At 70.4% G+C, this 22,449-nt stretch carries 15 protein-coding genes; 11 read left to right on the top strand and 4 right to left on the bottom strand.

Annotation, left to right across the window (positions count from 1 at the left end):
• The first annotated feature begins 57 nt into the window (after positions 1–57).
• From gshA to torT, 3 genes are all read left to right on the top strand, one after another.
• Positions 58–1,326, top strand: a complete 1,269-nt coding sequence (gene gshA / locus ACG04R_RS23870) for a glutamate--cysteine ligase (protein WP_394416130.1) — start codon at positions 58–60, stop codon at positions 1,324–1,326.
• A gap of 137 nt (positions 1,327–1,463) precedes the next feature.
• Positions 1,464–3,347 carry a potassium transporter Kup gene (locus ACG04R_RS23865; RefSeq protein ID WP_394416129.1) on the top strand — a complete coding sequence of 628 codons (1,884 nt, stop codon included), beginning with the start codon at positions 1,464–1,466 and terminating at the stop codon, positions 3,345–3,347.
• 313 nt (positions 3,348–3,660) lie between these two features.
• Positions 3,661–4,791: a TMAO reductase system periplasmic protein TorT gene (torT, locus tag ACG04R_RS23860; protein WP_394416128.1), complete on the top strand. Its 1,131-nt coding sequence runs from the start codon at positions 3,661–3,663 to the stop codon at positions 4,789–4,791.
• Positions 4,792–4,872: 81 nt separating this feature from the next.
• Here torT and ACG04R_RS23855 read toward each other — a convergent pair whose 3' ends face one another.
• Both ACG04R_RS23855 and ACG04R_RS23850 read right to left on the bottom strand, forming a co-directional pair.
• Positions 4,873–5,508, bottom strand: coding sequence for an NAD(P)H-dependent oxidoreductase (locus ACG04R_RS23855; protein WP_394416127.1), 636 nt, complete (start codon positions 5,506–5,508; stop codon positions 4,873–4,875).
• 100 nt (positions 5,509–5,608) lie between these two features.
• Positions 5,609–7,990 carry a TonB-dependent receptor plug domain-containing protein gene (locus tag ACG04R_RS23850; RefSeq protein WP_394416126.1) on the bottom strand — a complete coding sequence of 794 codons (2,382 nt, stop codon included), beginning with the start codon at positions 7,988–7,990 and terminating at the stop codon, positions 5,609–5,611.
• A 135-nt stretch (positions 7,991–8,125) separates the two neighbouring features.
• Here ACG04R_RS23850 and ACG04R_RS23845 point away from each other — a divergent pair, with 135 nt between their 5' ends.
• Positions 8,126–9,478, top strand: coding sequence for an APC family permease (locus ACG04R_RS23845; RefSeq protein ID WP_394416125.1), 1,353 nt, complete (start codon positions 8,126–8,128; stop codon positions 9,476–9,478).
• Here the strand turns inward: ACG04R_RS23845 and ACG04R_RS23840 are convergent.
• Positions 9,465–10,310 carry a hypothetical protein gene (locus ACG04R_RS23840; protein WP_394416124.1) on the bottom strand — a complete coding sequence of 282 codons (846 nt, stop codon included), beginning with the start codon at positions 10,308–10,310 and terminating at the stop codon, positions 9,465–9,467. The two genes, ACG04R_RS23845 and ACG04R_RS23840, sit on opposite strands and share 14 nt — an antisense overlap.
• 63 nt (positions 10,311–10,373) lie before the next feature.
• Here ACG04R_RS23840 and ACG04R_RS23835 point away from each other — a divergent pair, with 63 nt between their 5' ends.
• From ACG04R_RS23835 to ACG04R_RS23825, 3 genes are all read left to right on the top strand, one after another.
• Positions 10,374–11,546 (top strand): benzoate/H(+) symporter BenE family transporter, encoded by a 1,173-nt coding sequence (locus ACG04R_RS23835; RefSeq protein WP_394416123.1) that lies wholly within the window; start codon positions 10,374–10,376, stop codon positions 11,544–11,546.
• A gap of 131 nt (positions 11,547–11,677) precedes the next feature.
• Positions 11,678–12,625 (top strand): glutathione synthase, encoded by a 948-nt coding sequence (gene gshB, locus ACG04R_RS23830; protein ID WP_394416122.1) that lies wholly within the window; start codon positions 11,678–11,680, stop codon positions 12,623–12,625.
• The gene (locus ACG04R_RS23825; protein WP_394416121.1) at positions 12,622–14,337 is read left to right on the top strand and encodes a DUF885 domain-containing protein; all 1,716 of its coding nucleotides are present in this window, start codon (positions 12,622–12,624) and stop codon (positions 14,335–14,337) included. Before gshB ends, ACG04R_RS23825 begins: the two co-directional genes overlap by 4 nt.
• A gap of 109 nt (positions 14,338–14,446) precedes the next feature.
• Here the strand turns inward: ACG04R_RS23825 and ACG04R_RS23820 are convergent, their stop codons facing one another.
• Positions 14,447–15,268, bottom strand: a complete 822-nt coding sequence (locus ACG04R_RS23820) for a TIGR02285 family protein (protein ID WP_394416120.1) — start codon at positions 15,266–15,268, stop codon at positions 14,447–14,449.
• A gap of 75 nt (positions 15,269–15,343) precedes the next feature.
• Here ACG04R_RS23820 and ACG04R_RS23815 point away from each other — a divergent pair, with 75 nt between their 5' ends.
• From ACG04R_RS23815 to fghA, 4 genes are all read left to right on the top strand, one after another.
• Positions 15,344–17,752: a tetratricopeptide repeat protein gene (locus ACG04R_RS23815; RefSeq protein WP_394416119.1), complete on the top strand. Its 2,409-nt coding sequence runs from the start codon at positions 15,344–15,346 to the stop codon at positions 17,750–17,752.
• On the top strand, positions 17,749–19,878 hold the full coding sequence (locus tag ACG04R_RS23810; RefSeq protein WP_394416118.1) for an FUSC family protein: 2,130 nt from the start codon (positions 17,749–17,751) through the stop codon (positions 19,876–19,878). Before ACG04R_RS23815 ends, ACG04R_RS23810 begins: the two co-directional genes overlap by 4 nt.
• Before the next feature lie 2 nt (positions 19,879–19,880).
• The gene (locus ACG04R_RS23805) at positions 19,881–20,981 is read left to right on the top strand and encodes an S-(hydroxymethyl)glutathione dehydrogenase/class III alcohol dehydrogenase (protein WP_394416175.1); all 1,101 of its coding nucleotides are present in this window, start codon (positions 19,881–19,883) and stop codon (positions 20,979–20,981) included.
• Positions 20,982–21,615: 634 nt separating this feature from the next.
• Positions 21,616–22,440 (top strand): S-formylglutathione hydrolase, encoded by an 825-nt coding sequence (gene fghA / locus ACG04R_RS23800; RefSeq protein WP_394416117.1) that lies wholly within the window; start codon positions 21,616–21,618, stop codon positions 22,438–22,440.
• Positions 22,441–22,449 lie beyond the last annotated feature (9 nt).

The raw sequence follows: 22,449 nt of genomic DNA, 5'->3' as shown, positions 1-22,449 counted from the left end.
TGCGTCGGTCCGCTCGGCCGCGCAGAGTCCATTCACAGCTTCTGAGATCATTCGGCCATGGTTCCCCATCTGATCACCGCCCTGAACGGCCCCATCAACGAGTTGGAGGCCCGCATCCTGGAATCCATGCCGGCCACGGAACGCTGGTTCAGGCTGGAATGGATGGAGCACACGCCGACCTTCTACGCGTCCGTGGACCTGCGCAACGCCGGCTTCAAGCTGGCGCCGGTCGACACCAACCTCTTCCCGGGCGGCTTCAACCTGCTCACCGACCAGATGCTGCCGCAGGCCGTGCAGGCGGCTATGGCGGCCATCGAGAAGATCTGCCCCGAGGCGCGCAACCTGCTCGTCATTCCCGAGACCGGGGCGCGCTGCAGCTTCTACCTGGAAAACCTCGCCACGCTGGCGCGCATCTTCACGCAGGCCGGCCTGAACGTGCGCTTCGGGACGCTGGACGCCGCCATCACCGAGGCCACCGAGCTGAAGACGGCCAACGGCGTCAGCATCGTCATCGAGCCGCTGGTGCGTAAGCGCGGCCGGCTGACGATCAAGGGCTTCGACCCCTGCACCATCCTGCTCAACAACGACCTCTCCGCCGGTACGCCGCCGCAGCTGATGGGCCTGCACGAGCAATACCTGCTGCCGCCGCTGCATGCGGGCTGGAGTGTGCGCCGCAAGAGCCAGCATTTCCGCGCCTACGAGGAGGTGGCCAAACGCTTCGGCAAGCTGCTGGGCATGGACCCGTGGCTCATCACGCCGTCCTTCCAGGCCGTCGACATGCACGGCAAGAAGGGACTGGAGGCACTGCAGACCGCCGCCGACGCCCAGCTGACCAAGGTGCGCCGCAAGTACAAGGAATACGGCATCAACGAGAAGCCCTTCGTCGTCGTCAAGAGCGACGTGGGCAGCTACGGCAAGTCCGTGCTGACCGTGCGCGACGCCAAGGACATCGAGGCCCTGGCGCAGCGCCTGCCCGAGAATCTGGGCTCCGAGGTGCTGGTGCAGGAGGGCGTCGCGACGCACGAGCGCGTGCACGAGGCGGTCGCCGAGCCGGTGGTCTACACGATGGACCGCTACGTCGTCGGCGGCTACTACCGTGTGCATGCCAGCCGTGGCATCGACGAGAACCTCAACGCCCCCGGTGCCAGCTACGTGCCGCTGGCGTTCGCCGATTCACCGCACCTGCCGCGCCCCGGCGAGAAGCCTGGCGCCAGCGCGCCCAACCGCTTCTACATGTATGGCGTCATCGGCCGCCTGGCCATGCTGGCCGCCAGCTACGAGCTGGAGGCCACCGACCCGCAGGCGGAGGCCGAGGAGGCCGCCTGACCCGTCCGGCGGTACGTGGTGCCGCATAAGGAGTCAAGACGGAGTTGCGGGTTTGCTGCACTGCACCAAATCCCAAAACCGAGCGCAGAATCCCCACTTTCGAACAAACGCCACCCCAAGCCGGTGGTCCTCGTGAAGTGAGTTCTTCCCACGCGGTTCGCAGCCCTTCGGCGCTGGCGGGCCTCACCCTTGGTGCCCTGGGCGTCGTCTACGGAGACATCGGCACCAGCCCGCTGTACGCGCTCAAAGAAGTCTTCCATGGCGGCCATGTCGCCACGACGCCGGACAACATCCTCGGCGTGCTGTCGCTGCTGTTCTGGACGCTGACGATCGTCGTCTCGCTCAAGTACGTGCTGCTGATCCTGCGCGCCGACAACAACGGCGAGGGCGGCCTCATCGCCATGCTGGCGCTGGCCACCAACGCGGTGAACGACAAGCCGCGGCTGCGCCGCGGGCTGCTGCTGGTGGGGCTGTTCGGCACGGCCATCTTCTTCGGCGACGCCGTCATCACGCCGGCCATGACGGTGCTGGGCGCCGTCGAGGGCATCGACGTCTACGAGCCGCAGCTGCACGACGCCATCCTGCCGCTGACGCTCATCGTCATGGTGGGCCTGTTCTCCGTGCAGCGCTTCGGCACGGGTGGCATCGGCAAGGCTTTCGGGCCGGTCATGCTGGCCTGGTTCGCCAGCCTGGCGCTGCTGGGCCTGCCGCACATCCTTGAGAACCCGCACGTGCTGGCCGCCGTAAACCCGCTGTACGCGGTGCGGTTCTGCCTGGAGTACCGCTGGGTCGCCTTCGTCGCCCTGGGCGCGGTCGTGCTGGTCGTCACCGGCGGAGAGGCGCTCTATGCCGACCTGGGCCATTTCGGCAAGCAGCCCATCCGCATCGCCTGGTACGGCGTCGTCATGCCTGCGCTGGTGCTGAACTACTTCGGCCAGGGCGCCATGCTGCTGGACAACCCGCGCGGCGTGGAGAACCCGTTCTTCCTGCTGGCGCCATCGTGGGCCGAGATCCCGCTGTTCCTGCTCGCCACCGCGGCCGCCATCGTCGCGTCGCAGGCCCTCATCACGGCCGCGTTCTCGGTCACCAAGCAAGCCATCCAGCTGGGCATCCTGCCGCGGCTGCGCATCCTGCACACCAGCGTGCGCGACACCGGCCAGATCTACGTGCCCTTCGTCAACTGGGGCCTGTTCGTGCTGGTCCTCGTCGCGGTCGTGTTCTTCGGTTCGTCGACCAAGCTGGCCGGCGCCTACGGCGTGGCCGTCACCATCGACATGACGATCACGACGGTGATGACCTTCTTCGTCATCCGCTACGGCTGGCGCTACCCGCTGGCGCTGTGTATCGGCGCGACGGGGGTCTTCTTCCTGATCGACGTGACCTTCCTCGCGTCCAACCTGCTGAAGATCATGGCCGGCGGCTGGTTCCCGCTGCTGATCGGCATCGGCATGTTCACGCTGATGCTGACCTGGAAGCAGGGCCGCCGTCAGCTGTCGGCCAAGCTGCGCGAGGACGCCATCGAGCTGGGCGCCTTCCTGGAGGCGGTGTTCATCAACCCGCCCACGCGCGTGCCAGGCACGGCCGTGTTCCTGTCGGCCGAGAAGGGCACCACGCCCAACGCGCTGCTGCACAACCTCAAGCACAACAAGGTGCTGCACGAGCAGAACATCTTCGTGACGGTGAAGCACCACGAGGTGCCGTGGATCGGCTTCGACAAGCGCTGCGAGGTCGAGGCGCTGGGCCACAGCTGCTGGCTGGTGGCGCTGCACTTCGGCTTCAAGAACGAACCCGACGTGCCCGAGGCGCTGGAGCTGCTGAAGAAGCACGGCGTGCAGCTGGAGGAGATGGAGACCAGCTACTTCCTGAGCCGCGACATCGTCATCCCGACCATCGGCTCCGGCATGGCGCTGTGGCGCGAGAAGCTGTTCGCCAGCATGCACCGCAACGCCGCCGCGGCGGCGGACTTCCTGCACCTGCCGACGAACCGGATCGTGGAACTCGGCAGCAAGGTCGAGATCTGAGCCTGCGGGCGCGAGCCGGGCGGCGAGGCCCGTCAGGGGCGGCCTCGGCGCAACTCGCAAGCACAGGTGCTAGCGTCCTCTGAGCGCACACACCTTCAACGGCGGCACGCCACTGTGCTGTCCGTGCCGAACGAGGTGGCGCTTGCCTTTGCACAATCGACGACAACCCCAGGCAGGCCTTCAGGGCTCTGGTCCACGCCCGGCGGCGCAATGCGTCGGACAACTTCTGTGAGCCTCGACCCCGCTACCATGCAGACGATGTTGATCCCGGGCCTAGGTAGAGGAGGTAGGCGTGCCTAGCCTTTTCAGGACCATGGCGATGATGGCCGCATTGGGCGGCATGCTGGTGTCTCCTGCGAGTGCGGGGGGCAACCCTGCAGCCTGGGATGCCGATCCCGTCGCCACGTATTCGATCTTCCCGCCCCTGAAGCCGGGGGGTACCGCCGATGACGCCTGGGCGACCGGCCGCGTGGTCCGTGGGTACTTCAGCATGAAGGCGCCGGCCAGCAAGCCCTGGCGGATTGCCTTTCTGTTTCCCCACATCAAAGACCCTTACTGGGTCGGTTGCAACTACGGTGTGATCACTGAGGCGAAGCGCCTGGGTGTCGCTGTCCGGATCTTTGTTGCCGATGGCTACGACGACATCGGCGGCCAGTTGCGCAAGATGGCCGAGGTGACGGCCGACAGGTACGACGCCATCGTCCTGTCTCCCATCGACCTGGTCGCGAACAATCCCTCGATAGCCGCCGCCCGTGCCCAGGGCATCCCGGTGTTCGAGCTGGCCAACGACAGCACGAGCGACGACCTGGTCAGCAAGGTCACGACCTCGCTGAAGGGCATGGGCGAGGAAGCGGCGCGCTGGATGATCCATGACGCGCTGCGGCGCGGCCTGAAGTCAGTCAATGTGGGGTTGCTGCCCGGCCCGCGAGGCGCGGGTTGGGTGACCGGCGAAGTGGAAGGCAGCCGCGAGGTGTTCGCCAAGGCGCCACTGCCCGTCCATGTCGTCGACATCAAGTACGGGGACAGTGACCAGCGACTGCAGGGGCACCTCGCCCGGCAACTGCTGCGCGAGCAGGGGCAGTCGCTCGACTACATCATCGGCTGCACCGGCTGTGCGCCGGCTGCGAGTGCCGAGATCCGCGCCGCCGGGCTGCAGAAGAAGATCAACGTCATTGCCTACGACCTGACCCGCGAGATCGCCGACCTGATCAAGAACGGTCAAGTGTCTGCCGCTGCCGATACCAAGGCCGTGAGCCAGTCCCGGGTGGTGCTGAACACCGTGGTCGACTACCTGGAAGGACGCGCCGGCAAGCCGCCCCACACCGTGCTGATCAAGCTGGGGCTGATCGACCGGAGCAATTACGCCAGCTACAAGCTCGACGCCAGCATCGCACCGGCAGACTTCGTCCCCGTGTTTTCCTATGTTCCGACGAGTCAGAAGTAGCTCGCGGCCCAGGGTGGCCGGCTGGCGCAGCAGGCGCAAAAAACGGCCCCTCGGGGCCGTTGTTCCTGGCGACGCAGGCGTTCAGATCGTCGTGACGAACTGGTCCTTGGCGCGGCGCACCTTCTTCAGGTTCACGAGCCAGTCGCCTTCGGGCTGGCGGTAGCCCAGCGGCACCAGCAACACGGAGCGCAGGCCGCGGGCCGTCAGACCCAGGATCTCGTCGACCTTCGCGGGGTCGAAGCCTTCCATCGGCGTCGCGTCCACCTGCTCCTCGGCGGCGGCGATCAGCGCCGTGCCCAGGCCGATGTAGGCCTGGCGGGCAGCGTGCTGGTAGTTCTCCTCGGCGCTGCGCTGCGGATAGCTGGACAGCAGCTTCTGGCGGTAGGCCTCCCAGCCTTCGTTCTTGAAGCCGCGCTGTTCGTTGACGAGGTCGAACATCTGGTTGATGCGCTCGGCCGTGTAGTTGTCCCAGGCGGCGAACACCAGCAGGTGCGAGCCTTCGGTGACCTGGGCCTGGTTCCAGGCGTGCTCGCGGATGCGTTCGCGCAGCGCCTTGTCGGTGACGACCAGCACCTCGTAGGGCTGCAGGCCACTGGAGCTGGCTGTCAGGCGCACGGCCTCCAGGATGCGGTCCAGCTTGTCCTGCGGCACGGGCAGGGCGGGGTTCATCTTCTTGGTGGCGTAGCGCCACTGGAGCTTGTCGATCAGCGTGGTCATGGACGGGAGAAAAACGAAAGGTGCGGGATGCTGCCAGTTCGGCCGCCCGCCTGCCGGGCGGCGCGCGCGTGTCCCTGTGCGACGCTCGCCCTTGTGCGGGTCAGAAACTCAGGCGGGCCCGGGCGTAGTAGTACGCGCCGTTGAAGCCTATGGGCGACAGCACGTCGTAGGGGAAGTTGCCGAAGTAGGCGATGTCCGGGATGGACCGCGTCGGGTACTTGTCCGTCGCGTTGACGGCGCCGACGCTCAGGTTCAGCGCCTTCGTGACCTGGGCCTGGGCCTCCAGGTCCAGCTGCCAGACGGCGGCGTAGGTCTGCGTGGGCACGTAGCCGTCGCCGAAGTCGAACACGCGCGTCGTGCTGCCGTGGCGCGTGGCCCGCGCCAGCAGGCCCCAGATGCCGCCCTGCCACTGCGCCGTGAGGATGTGGCGCTGGCGCGGCGAGGCGTCGGTCAGCGTGTTGATCTCCTCCAGGCCGACGTTGTCGCCGCCGCGTACCGTCGTGCGGTTGAACGAGGCCGTCCAGCCCAGGCTCAGCTCGCCGCCCAGCGCGGCGCCGCGCCATTGCGTGACGAGGTCGGCACCGCGGGTGTGGGTGTCCAGCGCATTGGTGAAGAAGTTCACGCCGTCGATGCCGCCGGCGCCGAACTTGGCCAGCAGCTCGTCGGCCAGCCCGTCGCGGCTGATGCGCTCCGACAGCGTGATGCGGTTCTTCACGCGGATGGCGTAGGCGTCCAGCGTCGTCGACCAGGCCTTGCTCGGCTGCCAGCTCAGGCCCACGCTCGCGTTGCGCGAGGTCTCGGCCTTGAGGTCCTGCGCGCCCAGGTAGCGGGCGATGGGGTTGTCGACCGGCAGCGTGCGCACCTGGCTCAGCGTGCCGCCGTCGCCGCGGTCGGTCACCGTGAACGCGAAGCCCTGCTGGGCCAGCGACGGCGCGCGGAAGTTGGTGGACAGCGCGCCGCGCAGCGCCAGCGTGCGGTCCAGCGCGAGGCGGGTGGAGAGCTTGGCCGTCGTCGCGCTGCCGAAGTCGCTGTAGTGGTCGTGGCGCAGTGCCAGGTTGGCCTGCCAGTCGCGCGTCAGGTCGGCGCTCAGGTCCACGTAGGCGCCCACGACGTTGCGGCCCAGCCGTGTCGCATCACCGGCCTGCAGGCCCGGGCCGGCCTGCGCGCCGCCCGGGGCGTCGAACGTGCCGACCGCGTAGGACGCGGCATCGCCCGCACCGGTCACGAAGCCGTCGCGCCGCACGTCCAGCCCGGCGGCCAGCGTCAGCGGCCGGGCCAGGCCGGGGGCGGCCAGTTCGCGGCTGAGGTCCAGCGTCAGGCCGGTGAGGCGGCTGCCGAAGTCGCCCAGGTGGAACTCGCGCGGGCTGGCGGCGCCCAGCGACGCATTGATCGTGTGGCGCACGCCGTAGTCGAAGTCGTTGCGGCCGTGGTTCAGCGCCACGTCCACGTCCCAGTCGGCCCAGCTTGTCTTCAGGCCGGCCACCAACTGCAGGTCGCGGTTGTCGCCGGTGGTCTGCGGGCGGTAGCCGTCAGGGTAGACCGACTTCACGTTGGCCGTGCTGTCCGGGTAGCGGTAGTAGGCCGCGCCCAGCGTGCGGCGCTGCTGCCAGGTGCCGAAGGCGTAGGTGCGCGTGCCGGGCGCCACGTCCGCGGCGGCGTTGAACCAGGTCTGCCACTGGTGCGTGGCCGGCTCGCCGGGCGCGTAGTTGCGCTTGCCGACGGTGGCGAGGTTGTCGGTGCTCTGGTCTTCCCACGGCGGCAGTTCGTCCAGGCCGGCGCGGTTGGTGGGGTTGCGGTGCAGGCCTTCCAGGCCGGCGCGCACGAAGCCGTGGCCGGCCAGTGCCCAGCCCTGCGTGATGCTGGCGCTCTGCGTCTGGCCATCGGTCAGCGTCTGGCCCGTGGGCTCGAACTTGGTGTGGAAGGCCCCGGCCTCGGTCACCAGCTCGCCGCCGCTGGCGCGTTCGTCCAGGATGATGTTGACGACGCCGGCGATGGCGTCGGAGCCGTACTGCGCGCCCGCGCCGTCGCGCAGCACCTCGATGCGCGCCACGGCCGACAGCGGGATGGTGTTGAAGTCCACCGGGTTGGTGCCCTTGCCGGTCTTCGATTCGAGGTTGACGACGGCCGAGGTGTGGCGGCGCTTGCCGTTGACGAGCACCAGCACCTGGTCGGGCGACAGGCCGCGCAGCTGGGCGGCGCGCACGTGGTCGCCGCCGCCGGAGTTGGACTGGCGCGGGAAGTTGAACGACGGCAGCAGCGCCTGCAGCGCGGCGGCAAGGTTGCCGTCCGGCCCGGCGGCGCGCAGCACGTCGTCGCGGCTCAGCACGTCCACCGGCACGGCGGTGTCGGCCAGCGTGCGGTCCTTGGCGCGGGTGCCGGTCACGATGACGGCTTCCAGCGAGGACGGCGTGGCCTGAGCGAAGGCGGTGGTGGCGATCAGCGCCTGGGCGGCGGCGAGGGCAAGGGGACGGAGCTTGGGCATGCGATGGCGGCGTGCGGGAACGACAAAGCCCGACAGCCTACGGCTCCGCGCACCTGCCGGCTCAGACATGTTGCGCATATGCACATGCCGCTTCGGCGCCAGCTAGCATCGCGCGCTTTGTCCCGCACCGATGCCATGACCGCCGTACCCCACGCCCAGCCCGAACGCCGCCTCGATGTGCGGCATGCCGGCGCGCTGTGCGTGGGCATGGTCATCGGCGCCGGCATCTTCAAGACCTCGCCGATGGCCGCCCAGGCGCTGGGCGACCCCACCCAGCTGCTGCTGGCCTGGGCGCTGGGCGGCGCGCTGTCGCTGGTGGGCGGGCTGTGCTTCGCCGAGCTGGCCGCGGCCTTCCCCGACACCGGCGGCGACTACCACTTCCTGCGCCGCGCCTATGGCCACCGCCTGGGCTTCCTGTTCGCGTGGTCGCGCTTCGCCGTCATCCACACGGGGTCGATGGCGCTGCTGGGTTTCGTCTTCGGCGACTACCTCGCGCAGGTGGTGGACTTGACGCCATGGCTGGGCCCGCACGCCAGCGCGCTGATGGCGGCGCTGCTCATCGTCGGCCTCACCGGGCTCAACCTGCTCGGCGTGCGCGTGGGCCTGGGCACGCAGCTGGGCCTGAGTGCCGCCGTGCTGCTGGGCCTGGTGCTGCTGGGGCTGGGCGCGGGCGCGCAGGTACTGGCCGGCCATGCACCCGCCACGCCGGTGCCGGCCGCGCCGGGCACGGATTGGGGCCTGGCGCTGGTGTTCGTCTTTCTGGCCTACGGCGGCTGGAGCGACGCGGCCACGCTGTCGGCCGAGATGCGCGACCCCAACCGCGGCATCCAGCGCGCGCTGCTGCTGGGCCTGGGCCTGGTGATGGGCCTGTACCTGCTGGCCAACTGGGCCTACCTGCGCGTGCTGGGCGTGGCGGGCCTCGCGGCCAGCGAGGCGCCAGCGGCCGAGCTGATGCGCGTGGCCTTCGGCCGTGGTGCGGAGCTGCTGATGGTGGGCGTGGTCACGCTGACCGCGCTGTCGGTCATGAACGCGCTGCTGATCGCCGGCCCGCGCACCACCTACGCCGCCGCGCGTGACCTTGCCACCGAGTGGCACCTCGCACGCTGGAACCATGCGCGCGGCACGCCCACCGGCGCCGTGCTGGCCACGGCCGGTGTGGCGCTGCTGCTGGTGGCCTTCGGTGACCTCACGCGCGGCGGCTTCTCGACGATGGTGGACTACCTGTCGCCGGTCTACTGGTTCTTCATGACGCTGAGCGCGCTGGCCGTCATCGTGCTGCGCCGTCGCGAGCCGCACCAGCCACGGCCGGTGCGCGTGCCGCTCTACCCCTGGCTGCCGCTGTTGTTCGCGGCCAGCAGTGCCTACGTGCTGTGGTCCAGCGTGGTCTACGTGAAGGCCGGCGCGCTGGTGGGCCTGGGCGTGCTGGCGTTGGGCGCGCTGGTGCTGGCCTGGCATGGCCGGGCGCGCGACGGCGTCAGGGCAGCATAGGCAGGTCGGTGCCGCCTGGTGGCGGGCTGCACAGCGGCTGCTCGGGCAGGGTGTCCAGCAGCGGGCCGGCGTAGATGAACTGCTCCGGCACCTGCAGCATCCTGGCCGTGTCGGCGCGGCTGGCGGGGCGGTAGCCGGGTGCATCCACCCCCAGCTGGCGCAGGCCCTCGGCGTCGGGCAGCCACCACAGGCAGCGCTGCGGGCCGCCCTCGAGGCCGAAGCGGAAGCTGTCCTCGTTGAAGCTCAGATTGGTGATGCGCCAGCCGCCCACCGCGGCTTCGAGGAAGCTGCGCACGCGGTCCGGCAGCGGCGCCAGTTGCGACTGCAGCTCACGCAGGGCCAGCGATTGTTCGATGCGGACCTTGAAGGTGGCCAGGAATCGCTCGCGCGACGCCTGGCTGCGTTCGTCGTCGCTGAACAGCTCGCCGGCGTCGACCTGGTCCTTCACGGTCGCAAACGTGTTGCCCATGCCGCCGAACGCGATGACGGTGCCGGGCTCGATGCGCAGCGGCCCGCCGCTCATCAGGAGGGATCGGGCGCAGCTGGCCACGCAGCTGCGGGAGAGCTTGAGCTCGGGCCGCCGGGGCTGCATCCACAGCCCGATGCGGGCCAGCTCGCGTGCGTCGCTGAGTGGACTGAGCGACAGGGCGAGCGGCAGCTTCAGCGTCGCGGTGAAGGTCCTGGCCACCTCGTCGGCCTCGCCCGGCTTCACGACGCCGATGATGTGCGGCGCCGCGTTGAACGGCCCGGTGCCGATGAACGCGGCCTGCGCCATTGGCGCGAGCAGCGCCCCCGCGCAAGCCGTGGCAATGGCCCGCCATGTCTTTGTCATCCCGTCTCCCCGTCTTGTTGTCGTCACAGATTGTGAAGACGTTGCGTCGCTATGCTGGCCGCCATGCGCGCGCTGCTGAAAGACTTCTCCCCTTCGACCGTCGTGGCCGGCTTCGTGGCCGTGCTGGTGGGCTACACCAGTTCGGTGGCCATCATCTTCCAGGCCACCGTCGCGCTCGGCGCCACGCCGGCGCAGACGGCCTCGTGGCTGTGGGCGCTGGGGCTGGGCATGGGCCTCACCAGCCTGGGCCTGAGCCTGTGGACGCGCAAGCCCGTGCTGACCGCCTGGTCCACGCCGGGCGCCGCGCTGCTGGCGTCCACGTCCGGGCTGGACATGCCCGAGGCCATCGGCGCCTTCATCGTCTGCGGTGCACTCATCACCTGGGCGGGCGCCAGTGGCTGGTTCGAGAAGCTGATGGACCGCATCCCCGTATCAATAGCGTCGGCACTGCTGGCCGGCGTGCTGGCGCGCTTCGGGCTGGACGCCGTCGGCAGCGTGAAGACCGACCCCGGCCTCGTGCTCGCGATGGCCGCGGCCTACCTGGCCGGGCGGCGCTGGTGGACGCGCTATGCCGTGCCGGGCGTGCTGCTGGTGGGCATCGCCTACGCGCTGGGCGAGGGGCGGCTGAGCTTCGTCGGGCTGGACACGTCCCAGGTCTGGGTGCTGCCGGCGTGGACGAAACCGGTGTTCACGTGGCATGCCGCCGTCGGCGTGGCGCTGCCGCTGTTCATCGTCACGATGGCCTCGCAGAACCTGCCCGGCGTCGCGGCGCAGCGCGCCAGCGGCTATGCCACGCCGGTGTCCACGTCCATCGCCGTCACCGGCGCGGCGACCACGCTGCTGGCGCCGTTCGGCGGCTACGCCTTCAACCTGGCCGCCATCACGGCCGCGATCTGCATGGGCCGCGAAGCCCATGAAGACCCGGCGCGGCGCTACACGGCCGTCGTTGCCGCGGGGCTGTTCTACGTGCTGATCGGCCTGGCCGGCGGCGCCGTCGCGATGCTGCTGGCCGCCTTCCCGCCCGAGCTGGTCAAGACCATCGCCGGCCTCGCGCTGCTGGGCACCATCGCCGGCGCGCTGGCCACGGCGCTGAAGGACGAAGCCCACCGCGACGCGGCGGGGCTGACCTTCCTGGTCTGCCTGTCCGGCGTCAGCGCCTTCGGCATCGGCGCCGCCTTCTGGGGCGTGGTGGCCGGCGGCACGGCGCTGCTGGCGATGCGGCTGGGCCGGCGCTGAGGCGCGGCGGCGCCCGTCCACCCGCTCGCGCCGCACCTCGCGGCGCAGCGTTGCAGGGGTACTCCGGGCCGGGCGGGCGGCGGTGCAGGGCTCTGTGCAACACTGCCCAGCCATCCCGTGAGATGCCCACCATGAAGCTGTTCTTCGTTGCCGACCCGCTCGAATCGTTCAAGACCTACAAGGACTCCACCTTCGCGATGATGCGGGAGGCCGCGCGGCGCGGCCACACCATCCTCGCCTGCCAGCCGCAGCAGCTCGTGTGGCAGCGTGGCGGCCGCGTGACGGCGCGCGGCGCCGTCGAGATCACGCTGACCGGCGACCCGCACGACTGGTTCAAGGTCGAGGCCACTGCCGACGTGGCGCTCGCCGACGTCGACGCCGTGCTGATGCGCAAGGACCCGCCGTTCGACAGCGAGTTCTTCTACACGACCCACCTGCTCAGCCAGGCCGAGCGCGAAGGCGCCCGGGTCTTCAACCGCTCCAGTGCGCTGCGCGAGCACCCCGAGAAGCTGGCCATCCTCGAGTTCCCCGGGTTCATCTCGCCGACGCTCGTCACGCGCGACCCCGCCGAGATCCGCGCCTTCCACGCCGAGCAGCGCGACATCATCCTCAAGCCGCTGGACGGCATGGGCGGCATGGGCATCTTCCGCGTCAAGGACGATGGCCTGAACCTCGGCAGCATCATCGAGACGCTGAACAAGGACGGCACGCAGACGGTGATGGTGCAGCGCTTCATCCCCGCCATCGCCGAAGGCGACAAGCGCATCCTCATCATCGGCGGCAAGCCGGTGCCGCACTGCCTGGCGCGCATCCCGCAGGGCGGCGAAGTGCGTGGCAACCTGGCCGCCGGCGGCAAGGGCGTGGCCCGGCCGCTGACGCCGCGGGACCGCGAGATCGCCGAGCACCTCGGCCCCATCCTCGCCGCGCGCGGCCTGCTGCTGGTGGGCCTGGACGTCATCGGCGAGAACGTCACCGAGATCAATGTGACCAGCCCGACCTGCTTCCAGGAGATCACCGACCAGAGCGGCTTCGACGTGGCCAAGATGTTTGTCGATGCGCTCGAGGAGGCGCTGTCGTGAAGCGCCGCCAATTCGCGCATGTCGCCGCGCACATCGCCGCGCTGGGTGCCGCCGGCCTCGTGCGGCCGGTGTTCGCCGACGACGCCGGCTTCGACCGTCAGGCCGAGGCCTTCATCGAGGCACTGTGGCAACTGGACCCCGACGCGGCAATAGCCGCTGGCCGCTTCGAATTCGCGCAGCGCATCACGTTGCCGAGTGCCGACCAACGCGCCAGGCACCGCGCCTTCCTGAAGGGATGGCAGGCACGCCTGGGCGCCGTGCAGGAGGCCGGACTCTCCGCCGGGCAGCAGATGGACCGCGCGATGCTGCTGGCCAAGATCCGCGGCGACCTGTGGCGGCTGGACACGCTGCGTGAATGGGCCTGGAACCCGGCCGAGCACAACCCGGCCGCCCCCATCGACCTCGCCCTCAACACCGATTGGGCGCCCGAGCAGGAGCGCGTGAAGGCGCTGCACGAGCGCATCCGGCGCCTGCCGGCCTTCTACGCCGCGGCGCGCGCCAGCCTCAGTGGTGTCACGCGCGAGCACACCGAGTTGGCGCTGCAGCAGGCGCCCGGCGTGCTGGCGGTGCTGGACGATGTCGAGTCCCACGCGCAGGAGCTGGGCCTGGGCTCGCTGATGCGGCCCGACCTGAACGCCGCCCGGCAGGCCGTGGCCGGCTACCAGGCACACCTGAAGACGCTGCTGCCCACGGCCAGGCGGCCGTGGCGCCTGGGCGCGGCGCTGTACGAGCCCAAGTTCGCGCACGACATCCAGTCTGCCGCGACCGGTCGCCAGACCTACGAGCTGGCCCTCGCGCGCCGCGAGGAGGTGCTGGCCAGCATGCACACGCAGGCCGCCGCGCTGTGGCCCGGTGTCATCGGACCCGAGGCGCCGCCCACCGACCGCTTCGCGTTGATCGGCCGCGTCATCGCCAAGCTCAGTGAGCGGCACGTCAAGCGCGAGCGCTTCGTCGACGAGATCCGTGCGCAGATCCCGCAGCTGGAGGCCTGGGTGCGCGACCACGACCTGCTGACGCAGGACGCCGCCAAGCCGCTGGCCGTGCGCGAGACGCCTGCCTACCAGCGCGGCGTGGCCGGTGCCAGCATCGACGCGCCCGGCCCCTACCGGCCGCAGGACCGCACCTTCTACAACGTCACGCCGCTGGACGACCTCTCACCCGAGGAGGCTGAGAGCACGCTGCGTGAGTACAACCACTGGATTCTGCAGATCCTCAACATCCACGAGGCCATCCCGGGCCACTACACGCAGCTCGTCTACGCCAACCGCTCGCCCAGCAAGGTGAAGGCGCTGTTCGGCAGCGGCTCGATGGTGGAAGGCTGGGCCGTCTACGGCGAGCGCGTCATGATCGAAAGCGGCTATGAGGCCTCGCCCGAGATGACGCTGATGTGGGGCAAGTGGCATCTGCGCTCGGTGACCAACACCATCCTCGACTACAGCGTCCACGTGCTGGGCATGGGCGAGAAGGACGCGCTGGACCTGCTGACCCGCCAGGCCTTCCAGACCGAGCGCGAGGCCGCCGAGAAGTGGCGCCGCGTGCAGCTGACATCGGTGCAGCTGACCAGCTACTTCAGCGGCTACAGCGAGATCTTCGCGTTGCGCGAGCAGCTGAAGGCCCGGCCGGGCTTCAGCCTCAAGGCCTTCCACGAGAAGTTCCTCAGCTACGGCAGTGCGCCGGTGCGGTTGATCGCGGCGGAGATGCTCAAGGCGTGAGCCTGCGGCGCCGTTGTTGGCGTGATTGGCAGCTCGCCGGTCATGTGCAGGCCTCATCGGCCGCAGTGCATTCCTTGAACAGAGGCGGAGGATTGCCTTGTCGGCTGCCTCAAGGCCGGTCGCTCGGCCGCGACCCGCTGCTGTAGCCCGTCTGCATCTGCGGCTCGGCCAGCACGACGTTGGCGCGCTTGATGACCTCGGCACCCAGTTCGCTGCGGGAGCAGGCCACGTGGCCCTGGCGCGCCGTCGGCTGTTCCACCAGCGGCAGCAAGCGCAGCCCGTTCAGCTTCACGCCGTGCGTGGCGGCCAGCGCGCGGGGCTCGAAAGGCAGCATCAGCACGCCGTCGACGCGGCCGCGCTCCAGCATGCGCAGCAGGTTCAGCGCCGGGTTCTGGCTGCTAACGCGCTCGACGCGCCGTGCAGGCAGTGCGGCGACGAGGTCGTCGACGGCGGCCCCGTAGGCGCGGCCCTCGGCCTGGCCCAGCTTCAGGTCGGGGTCGTTCAGCCAGCCCTGCAGCGACAGACGCCCCTTGGCGTCGCGCAGCGCGCTCAGCCTGGGCAGGTCGGCCTCGCGCACCATCAGGCCCGGCGCGCTGTGGATGGGGAAGGGTATGGAGAACGTCAGGAAGGTCTCGCGCTCCGCGTTCCTCAGCATGCCGAAGGCGCAGGCGTTGGGCAGGTCGCGCAGGCTGGCCTCCAGCCGCTTGGGCGGCACGGTGACGATGCGGTGCCGCAAGCCCTTCAGCCGCGGCAGCAGCCGGCCCAGCGCCTGGTCCAGCACGCCGCGGCCCTGCATGGGGCCTTCGGTGATGTACAGCGGCGGCAGCTCGTAGCGCAGCCACAGCACCTCGGGCTCGGCCTCCGGCGCGCCCTGCGCCGTCTGCGCCAGCAGGGCGAAGGCGGCGACCAGGCTCAGGCGCGGGAACAGCATGCCCGAATCGTCGCACGCGGCCCCCGGGAGCGGTTCGACGATTAGCATGCCGGCTCCACTGACGGAGCTTGCCGAATGACCTGGCGCCGACTGGCCGTTGGCCTCGCTGTCTGCCTGACCTTGAATGCCGCCGATGCGGCCCCCGACGCTGCGCGCCTGCAGGCGCTGCTGACCGAGCAGCAGTACACCGCCGCGCGCGCCGACATCACCGCGCTGCTGCGCGCGAAACGGCCGAGCGCGGCCGAGCGCGACGTTCTCTATCAATGGCTGTTCGCCCGCGACGACGGCGCCGCCATCGACCGCCGTACGCGCACCGTGCTGAAGAGCGAGAAGGCCGACGCCGTCGACCTGCTGGCTGCTGGCCGCCTCGCGCTGGACCGGCGCGACTTCGAGCGCGCGCGCCTGTGCTTCGAGCGCGCGCTGGAGAGGGCCAGCCGCCCGATTGACCGCGCGCAGGCCTTGCGCGGCCTCGGCCAGCGCCACTACCAGCTGCGCGAGTTCGACGCGGCGCTGCAGAAGCTGGAGCAGGGCGTTGCTTCCGAGCGCACGGCCGATGGCCTGGCGGCGCTGGCCGAGACGCTGATCCGCCTGGGCCGCACCGAGGACGCCATCGCCGCCGCGGAAGCCGCGGTCGCGCTGAACCCGTACCACGAGGGCGGCCACTACCTGCTCGGCAACGGCTACGCGCGCGAGAACTACACGCAGCTCGCCGCGCGGCTGGGCGATGCTTTCCCGCCACTGCTGGCCGATGTGCGGCGCGCGTCGGACGCCTTCGAGCAGGGCGACTTCGACACCGCGCTGCGCCTGAGCCTGGCCGTGCTGCAGCGCTGCCCGCAGCTGGGGCGTGCCCACGCCATCGCGGCCAAGGCGCTGGAGTCGCAGCGTTTCGCCATCGATGTGCACCGCGCCGCCTACGAGCGCCGCTTTGCCGCCACGCCCATGCCCGTGGTGCCGGGCATCGAGCGCTATGTGCTGAACTGGAAGGACCTCTCGCCGCGCCACCAGAAGCGCGTGGCGCTGTCCATCGCGCCGTGGAAGGCCTTCATCCCGGTGCTGGTGGAGGGCGGCGCAACGCACTTCATCAAGCCGATGTGGATGCGCCTGTCCGAGACGCCCGAGGCGCAGGCCTTGAAGGACGCGCGCATCGACTACGACTCGCGGCTGTGGGACGACGTGCGCGGCATGGGCGGCCACTTCACGGTGACCGGCATCGAGGACGTCGAGCGCAGCATCTTCGACAAGTACAACACCGTGCTGCACGAGCTGACGCACCAGGTGCACGGCGTGCTGACGGCCGACGCGTGGCGCGACATCGAGGCGGCCTACCAGCAGGCCAAGGCACGCGATGCGAAGACGCGCAACGGGTTCCTGTCGCGCTATGCCGGCGGCTCCGTGTGGGAATACTTCGCCGAAGGCGCCAACGCCGAGGCGTCGCCGCGCCGCGACGCCTACGACGGCCGCGAGATCGTGCGTGAACGGCTGATCGAGATCGACCCCGCGCTGCGCGCCCTCGTGCTGCGTTTCTTCGCCCAGCGTGACACCCGCAGCAGCCTGCCGGTGGCGCTCGTCAAGGCCGGCGAGCAGAAGCTGGAGGACGGCAAGCTGGCCGCCGCGACACCGCTGTTCGAGCGCGCGCTGGCGCTGGCACCCGACGACGAGAGCGCGCTGGCCGCCCGCCTGTATGCGCTGGCGCTGGAGGGCAATGGCGCCGCGGCCCGTGAGCTGTCGGCCCGCGCGCTGGACCGCCACCCGAACAGCGGCGCGCTGCGCGTGGCCGCGGCCGAGGCGCTGTGGCATGGCGGCGCGCCGCTGGCCGGCGAGGTGTTGCCGGAGCTGACGCGCGGCCTCGACCAGCTGCAGGGCGAGGACCGCTTCCGCGTCGACCTCGCGCTGGCCGACCACTATCGGCGCCTCGGCGACGTGCCCGCCGCGCTGAAGGCCTACGACGCCGTGCTGGCCTACCAGGGCGACCAGCCCGAGGCGCTGTGGGGCCGCGCGGCCACGCTGGCGCTGGATGGCCAGTGGGACGCCGCTTTCACGCAGTACGACGCCGTGCTGCGCCTGCGCACCGGCCTCGTGCCGCTGCGCCGCGACTACGCGCTGGACCTGCTGCGCGCCGGCCGGCTGGAGCCCGCGCGCGAGCAGATCAAGGCTGCGCTGCTGCTGGACCCGCGCGACCCCGGCACGCTGGCGCTGCAGGCCTGGGCCGCGCTGGCCGCGGGCGACGCCGCCGCCGCGCAGCGTGGGGCCGCCGACGCGCTGGCGCTGGGCCCGTGGTGTGACCTCGCCGTCATCGTGCAGGCCGGCGCGCTGCAGGCGCGAGGGCAGGGCGACGCGGCCCAGGCGGCGCTCGCGCCCATTCGCCAGCGCCTCGCGGCCGCCACGCCGCCGGGCTTTGTCTACCGGCCCGACAAGTCGACCTGGCAGTCGGTGCATGAGCTGCCGGCGGCCGAGCGCCGCGTCATGGAGGCGCTGGTCAAGTGAGAGCGTTCTTCCGACGCCTGCAGGCGACCCAGCTCAACGGCCTCAGCGTGGCCGTCGGCGTCGCCGCGACTCACCTCGTCATCGCCGCGTTGTTCGGCGAGACGGCCGGCCTCGCAGCCGTGGGCGGGGCCGTGTGCGCCAGCATGCCCGACGTGCCCAACCCGCCGCAGCGCGTGCTGTCGCGCGTGTTGCCGGCCGCGTTCGCCGCGGCCCTCGTCACGCTGCTGGTGGGCCTGGCCGACGGCTCGCTGCCGCTGACCCTCGCGCTGGTGGCGGTCGTCACCTTCCTGGCGCTGATGACGCTGGCATGGGGCGCGCGCGCCGGCCCGCTGTCGTTCTCGCCCATCCTCGCGATGGTGTTCGCGATGGCCTGGGACCGCACGACGGGCGCCACGTCGCCCTGGGTGCACGCGGCCTGGGTGGGTGTGGGCGGCGTCGTCTACGCCGGTTGGGCGCGTGGCGCGGCCGGCGTGCTGAGGCACCGGTTGCGCGAGTTGGCCCTGGTGCAGGCGCTGCGGGCGACGGCGGCGCGCGTGCGCTCGCGGGCCCAGCGCATCGCGCTGGCCGTGGGCGCCGACGAGACCCGCATCCGCGCGTCCATCGCCGACGACGTGCTGCTGGCCGAGGCGCTGCAGGCTGCGCGCGACCAGGTCTTCGCCGCGCGTCGTTCGCCGCGCAGCCGCCGCCAGACCGACCTCGTGCTCGGGTTGATCGAGCTGCGCGACCTGCTGCTGGCCAGCCGCCTCGACACCGAGCTGCTGGGCCAGGACTTCCCTGGCCGCCAGTGGCGCGCCGCGATCGCCGACACGCTGCGCCACCTGGCCGACGTGCTGGCGGCGCTGGCCGACACGCTGGCCTCCGGCGCACCGCTGCCCGAGGTGTCGGCCGAGGCCGTGCGCCAGCAGCTCGCCGCGCGGCTGGCCGACATCCATGTGCCGGCCGGCGACTCGCGCACCCACCTCGTGTCGGCGCTGCAGTCCCGCGTGGGTCACATGCTGGACGACGTCAGCTCGATGGTGGCCCGCCAGGCGCGCAGCGACGACGTCGACAGCGCCTGGACGCCCGAAAAGCTGGCGCCCTTCGTGTCGCCCGAGGGCTGGCCGCTGGCCGCGCTCAAGCCGCACCTGTCGCTGCAGTCCAGCGTGCTGCGCCATGCGCTGCGCTCGGCCGTCGCGCTGTCGCTGGCCTACGCGCTGGGGGCGGTGCTGCCGTGGGCGGCGCACCCGTTCTGGCTGATGCTCAGCGTCGCCGTGGTGCTGCGCGGCAACCTGGAGCAGACGCTGTCGCGCCGCAACGGCCGGATCATCGGCACGGTGCAGGGCTGCCTGCTGGTCATGGTGCTGGCGCACGTGCATTCGATACCGCTGCTGAGCCTGTGCTTCATCGCCGCCGTCGGCACGGCGCACGCCTACGTGAACCGGCGCTACCAGGTCGCCGCGACGGCCGCCACGCTGATGGCGCTGCTGCAGCCGCTGATGCTGGCGCCCGGCAGCAGCCCCGCCGTCGTCGAGCGGCTGGCGGACACGCTGATCGGCGCGGGCCTGGCCTGGCTGTTCAGCTTCGTGCTGCCGAGCTGGGAGCGTGCCGCCGTGCCGCGGCTGGCCGCGCAGCTGCGCGGGGCGCTGGCGCGGCACGCGTCCAACATGCTGCGCTGGGCCCCCACGGCCGACGAGCAACTGGCGCAGCGGCTGTCGCGCCAGCAGGCGTATACCGCGCTGGCGGCGCTGGCGGCGACGGCGCAGCGCACGCGCGTGGAGCCCGAGAGCGTGCGCCTGCCGGAGGCCGAGATCGAATCCGCGCTGAGCCACGGCTACCGGCTGATGGCCTTGCTGGGCGCCGTGCAGCAGCTGACGCAGCGCCGCACCGATCGCCTCGACGTCGCCCGCACCGAGACCGCGCTGCCGCTGGCCCGCAAGGCCTGCGTCGACGTGCTGAACGGCGAGCCGATGACCGGCACCGACCCGGCAGAGACGCCCGATGCCGACGCCGGCGCCTGGCCCGAGCATCTCGGGCAACAAGACCTGACGCCGTGGCTGCTGCGCCGGCTGCGGCTGTGCCGCCACGAGTCGCGCGAGTTCGTCTCCGCGCTGAACCAACTTCAACCGACAGGAGTACCCAAGACATGAGCATCCAAACCCGCGCTGCCGTTGCCTGGAAGGCCGGCGCCCCGCTGACCATCGAAACGCTGGACCTGGAAGGCCCGAAGGACGGCGAGGTGCTGGTGGAAGTGAAAGCCACCGGCATCTGCCACACCGACGACTTCACGCTGTCCGGCGCCGACCCCGAAGGCCTGTTCCCCGCCGTGCTGGGCCACGAGGGCGCCGGCGTCGTGCTGGAGAGCAAGGTGCCGTGGCTCAAGCCCGGTGACCACGTCATCCCGCTCTACACGCCCGAGTGCCGCGAGTGCAAGTTCTGCCTGAGCCGCAAGACCAACCTCTGCCAGTCCATCCGGGCGACGCAGGGCAAGGGCCTGATGCCCAACGGCACGTCCCGCTTCTCGCTGAACGGCGAGCCCATCTTCCACTACATGGGCACCAGCACGTTCTCCAACCACATCGTCGTGCCCGGCATCGCGCTGGCCAAGATCCGGCCGGACGCGCCGTTCGACAAGGTCTGCTACATCGGCTGCGGCGTGACGACCGGCGTGGGTGCGGTGCTGTTCACGGCCAAGGTGGAGGCTGGTGCCAACGTCGTCGTCTTCGGCCTGGGCGGCATCGGCCTGAACGTGATTCAGGGCGCCAAGATGGTGGGCGCGAACAAGATCATCGGCGTGGACATCAACCCGGCCCGCGAGGCGATGGCACGCAAGTTCGGCATGACGGATTTCGTGAACCCGAAGGATGTTGGCAACCTCGTGGATCACCTCGTGCAGCTGACCGATGGCGGCGCGGACTACTCGTTCGAGTGCGTCGGCAACGTGCAGCTGATGCGCCAGGCGCTGGAGTGCACGCACAAGGGCTGGGGCCGCTCGATCATCATCGGCGTGGCGCCGGCGGGTGCAGAGATCTCGACGCGGCCTTTCCAACTGGTCACTGGCCGGCACTGGGAAGGCTCGGCCTTCGGCGGCGCGCGTGGGCGCACGGACGTGCCCAAGATCGTCGACTGGTACATGGACGGCAAGCTCAACATCGACGAGCTGATCACGCACAAGCTGAAGCTGGAGCAGATCAACGAAGGGTTCGAGTTGATGCGTCGGGGCGAGAGCATTCGCTCGGTCGTCGAGTTCTGAGTTTTTTGGTTGTTTTTGCGTGGGCGGGTGTCTCATCGCTGCATTGCCGGGAGTCCCGCCCGGCAGCGGGGTAACTTTCTTCTGCGGGGCCAGAAGAAAGTCACCAAAGAAGAGGCCCTGAACCGCACACGAGCACGTTGCTGCCCCTAGCGGCGCGCGAAAACACCCACTGGCATGGCGCCCCGATGCGACCCGCTTCGCTCTCGCGTCTGACTTGTGACGAGCACCAGCCATCGCCCCGCCTGCCCGTCCGACGCGCGGCTGCACGCCGTGCTCAGCAAAACAGCCGAATGCAGCGCCGCCCGGGCGGCGCGGCTGTGCGGTATTCAGGCTGCCCAGCGCCGGCGTGCAGCCGCGCGGTAAGCGGGGTGCTGGTCCGAGCCGTGGTGGTCTGGACAAGTGGTGGGCGAGAGCGAAGCGGTTCGCGTGTGGGCGGGGTTCGCTTCGAGCTTGCGAGCGCGTCATCCCGCTCGAGTGCGGATTGCGTTGAGCGCCTCTTCTTTGGTGACTTTCTTCTGGCGCCGCAGAAGAAAGTTACCCCGCCGCAGGGCGGGACTCCCGGCAATGCACCGAGCAGACGCGCTTCTTGCAAAAGCCTCCAAACTCCACAGCAACGAACCAACCGGCACCTGCCATGAAGATCCTCTCCGAACACCGCTCCTTCAACGGCACCCAACGCTTCCTGCAGCACGACTCTGCAGAGATCGGCCTGCCGATGCGCTTCGCGCTCTACCTGCCTCCCCAGCCGAAGGCCTTGCTCGTCTTCCTCGCCGGACTGACCTGCACCGAAGAGACCTTCACGATGAAGGCCGGCGCGCAGCACCTGGCCAGCGAGCTGGGCCTGGCGCTGCTGATGCCCGACACCAGCCCGCGCGGTGCCAACGCGCCCGGCGAAGCCGACAGCTGGGACTTCGGCGTCGGCGCCGGCTTCTACCTCGACGCCACGCAGCAGCCGTGGAGCAAGCACTGGCGCATGGAAAGCTACCTGCTCAACGAGCTGATCCCGCTCGTCCAGCGCGAGTCCGGCCTCACGAAGACGGGCCTGTTCGGCCACTCGATGGGCGGCCACGGCGCGCTGGCGTTGGCGCTGCGGCACCCGGGCCGCTTCCAGTCGCTGTCGGCCTTCGCGCCCATTGCCGCGCCGACGCAGTGCCCCTGGGGCCACAAGGCGTTCACCGGCTATCTGGGCGAAGACCGCACCACCTGGGCCGCTCACGATGCCAGCGCGCTCATGAAGCAGCAGGTCGCCGCGCCCTATCCGCAAGGCATCCTCATCGACCAAGGCCTGGCCGACAAGTTCCTGCCCGACCAGCTCCACCCCGAAGCCTTCGAAGCCGCCTGCGCCGCCGTCGGCCAGCCGTTGACGCTGCGCCGGCACGAGGGCTACGACCACGGCTACTACTTCATCGCCAGCTTCGTCGACGACCACCTGCGCCACCACGCCGAGCGGCTGATGTGACCCGGCAGG

Origin of the sequence: Pelomonas candidula, from assembly GCF_043555985.1 — a bacterium.
In the GTDB taxonomy this organism is placed as follows: Bacteria; Pseudomonadota; Gammaproteobacteria; order Burkholderiales; family Burkholderiaceae_C; genus Pelomonas; species Pelomonas candidula.
The sequence above is the reverse complement of the archived record's forward strand: the minus strand, read 5'-3'. Positions and strand labels throughout refer to the sequence as shown.